The organism is Gemmatimonadaceae bacterium, from assembly GCA_035533755.1.
Lineage (GTDB): Bacteria > Gemmatimonadota > Gemmatimonadetes > Gemmatimonadales > Gemmatimonadaceae > JAGWRI01.
In genome coordinates this window covers 1-2,911 of record DATLTC010000025.1, presented here as the reverse complement: position 1 = coordinate 2,911, position 2,911 = coordinate 1, and the positions used below count along the sequence as shown (strand labels likewise).

Genomic DNA, 2,911 nt, shown 5'->3' with positions numbered 1-2,911 from the left:
CTCCGGCCCCAGCCTCCACGACGAATTGCGCCCCGCGTCGCCCCGGAAGTAGTTGGCGTTGAGAGAGGGCACCAGCGACCGGCGATCGTCGCCGCTGATCGAGACCCACGGGGCCACGTAGGGATCCTGGCGGATGGCCGGTCCGCCGCGCGCCGAGCGATCGTCGTACGTCGTACCGAGCTGCCCCAGCGTCGCGCCCATATTCCACGACCAGTTGCTCCGCGCCGTGAGGTGGAGGTTGGTGTTGTATGCCGCTTCCAGCGGCAGGCCGTTCGTGGTCCAGTACTGCATCCAGTTGTTGTTCCACTGCAAGCGATTGTAGAGCGCGCGCTGGTGGCGGTCGAAGAACCCCGCCCAGGTGTTCCACGACTGCTCGTCGGCCCGTCGCAGATAGCCCAGGTCGTTCACCTCGAATCCGGCCGACCGGCGCTGGTACGCGGACTGGAACATGAGGTGCTCCCCGCCGATCTTGCCGAACTTGAACTCCTCCGCGTCGCCCCCCAGCAGCGTCCGGTTGGAATCCAGCGGCAGCCCGGCGTCGGGACGCTGGTAGTAATGCACCGCGTCGGTCTGCAGGGCGAGCATCGACGAACGGCTGCCCTGCACGCGACTCTGGTCCAGCGATCCGGACAGTTCGTACTGGTTGCGCAGAAAGCGGTGGCGAAAGTCCACCCCGGCCGCGTAGGCGCTCGCCGGCAGATACGGGGCGGTCCATGGATCGTCACGGCGGTTCACCGCCGTGACGATCGCGCCGATCGTGCTGTTGCCGTTGCGCAGATCCTGCGTCACCCGCGCCACGGTGAAGTTGGTGAGCGGCTCGTAAGTCGTGTCGCCGGGGCTCGACGCGCGCTGCGTGGTGGCGTCCAGCACGCCCAGCGTGAGTCCGTTGCGGAATCGTCCCAGCAGCTTGGCCGCGCCGAAGATGGTCGTGGGTTGCAGCGGCACCGTGTCGCCGTACGTGCCGGCCAGCTCTGGCGTGCGCCCGATGCGCCGGCTGTAGTACAGCCCCTCGTTGTCGCAGTTGACGTCGCTGCAGTTCACGTCGAACTCGAACTGCCCTCGTCCGGCCACGAAGAACGGCCGGCGCTCGTCGAAGAAGGACTCGTACGCCGTGAGGTTCAACACCGCGGGGTCGGATTCCACCTGCCCGAAATCCGGATTGATCGTCGCGTCGAGCGTCAGGTTGGACGCCAACCGGTACTTCAGATCGCCGCCCAACGTGACGTTGGACTGACTGGTGAATCGATTGTCGGCGATCTGCGAACCGTTCTTCGTGACCACGTACGGCATCGCCTCCAGACGGCGCGGCGCCTCCAGACTGTCCAGGCCGCCGAGGGTGCCGAACTGCGACACCATGCCCGGCTTGGACTGGCTGAACGCCGGCCAGCTCACCCGCTCGGCGTATCTGTAGATGTCGCGATCGATCGTGAACCCGAAGCTGTGGTCGCGACTCCTGCTGTAGCGCAGCTGCGAGAGCGGGATCCGGAACTCGGCCGTCCAGCCCAGCGAGTCGATCCGCGTGACCACGTCCCACACCGCGTCCCACGCCCCGTCTTCGTGGCCGTCGTTGTAGATGGCTTGATCGATCTTCACGCCGGCCGCATTCACGCCGAACTCGTAGCCCGTGCGCCGGTCGTGGTACGAGTCCACGAACAGCCAGATCATGTCGGAGGGCGTGAACGTGTCGCGCCGCTCGAGAATGCGGATGATACTGTCGGGATGCGGGTCGAACGCGCGCACGAACACGTAGAGGTTCGCCGCGTCGTACGCCACCTTGGCCTCCGTGCGAAAGCGCGGCTGCTTGCCCTCGGTGGGCTGCCACTCCGTGAAGCCCGTGATCGGCGGCGCCGAGCGCCACACCGCGTCGTCATCCCTGCCGTCGATCACCGGCGGTACCGTGGCCCGCACGGCCACCGCGCCGGTTGGCGTGGGCAACGGTACCCGATACGCCGCGGCCGCATGCGCCGCGGCCACATGCGCTGCGCCGGCCTGCGGGCCTTCGGGCAGCTGAAGACTCAGCGCGAGAAATAGGGCCGTCACTGCGATCATGGAGCCGCTCGATTGGGGGGAGAATGGGCAACCGCGTGGTCTGTGCGGTTGGACACCCTACGAGCGCACTTGGTTGGCAGGTTTCAAGCGGCGGCGCGTGACATTCGCCGCGTCGGCGCGTCGGGAACCCGCGCGACGTTCACTCCGGCGTCGCGTCCCGATACCGCTCCGGCGCGTAGCGCATGGCGAGCAGCCCGGTGGCCTGCTCCACGTCGATGGCCTGCACCAGCACGCCCTCCTGCCCATACGGTAGGTACGCCTGGCACCGGCCCGACGGAGCGATCAGGCTCGTCGCCGACTCCTGGAAGGGCAACGCGTAGTTGACGCTGGCAAAATAGATGGTGTTCTCGATGCTGCGCATCGTCATCGCCTTCTCATAGTACGGCGCGTCGGCCGCTCCCCACTGCGTCAGCCGCACGCCGCCGCTGTGGCTGCCCGTATGCTGGGGATGGAAGACGATCTTCGCCCCTCGCGCCGCCGCCCATCGCACCGTCTCGGGATAGCGCCAGCCTTCATGGCAGATCGCCACGCCGAACCTGACCCCGTTGATCTCGAACAGCCGCCGCGTATTGCCGGGCACGTAGAACCGATCTTCGGTCGGGTCCAACTGGTTCTTGGTCTGGTATCCCAGCATCTCGCCGCGGGCGTCGACCACGAACGCGGCAACCTGGCGCCCCGCCGCCGTGACGTGCTCCATCCCGAGAATCGTGGCCACCGCATACGTTCGCGCCCACTGCGCCACGCTGCGGAGCGCGCGTTCCTCCTGCGCCGCATCGAACGGAAAGACGTCGAAATCCTGTCCCCGCAGTCCCGGCAGATAGGCTTCGGGAAAGCACGCGATCTCGGCGCCCTGCGCCGACGC

Annotated in this window: 2 protein-coding genes; both read right to left on the bottom strand. The window is 67.3% G+C overall.

Annotation, left to right across the window (positions count from 1 at the left end; all coding sequences use genetic code 11):
* A partial coding sequence (locus VNE60_04195; protein ID HVB30710.1) for a DUF5916 domain-containing protein occupies nt 1–2,049 on the bottom strand: 2,049 nt, incomplete at its 3' end.
* Nucleotides 2,050–2,188: 139 nt separating this feature from the next.
* The coding region (locus VNE60_04190; GenBank protein ID HVB30709.1) for a carbon-nitrogen hydrolase family protein at nt 2,189–2,911 on the bottom strand (723 nt) is incomplete at its 5' end.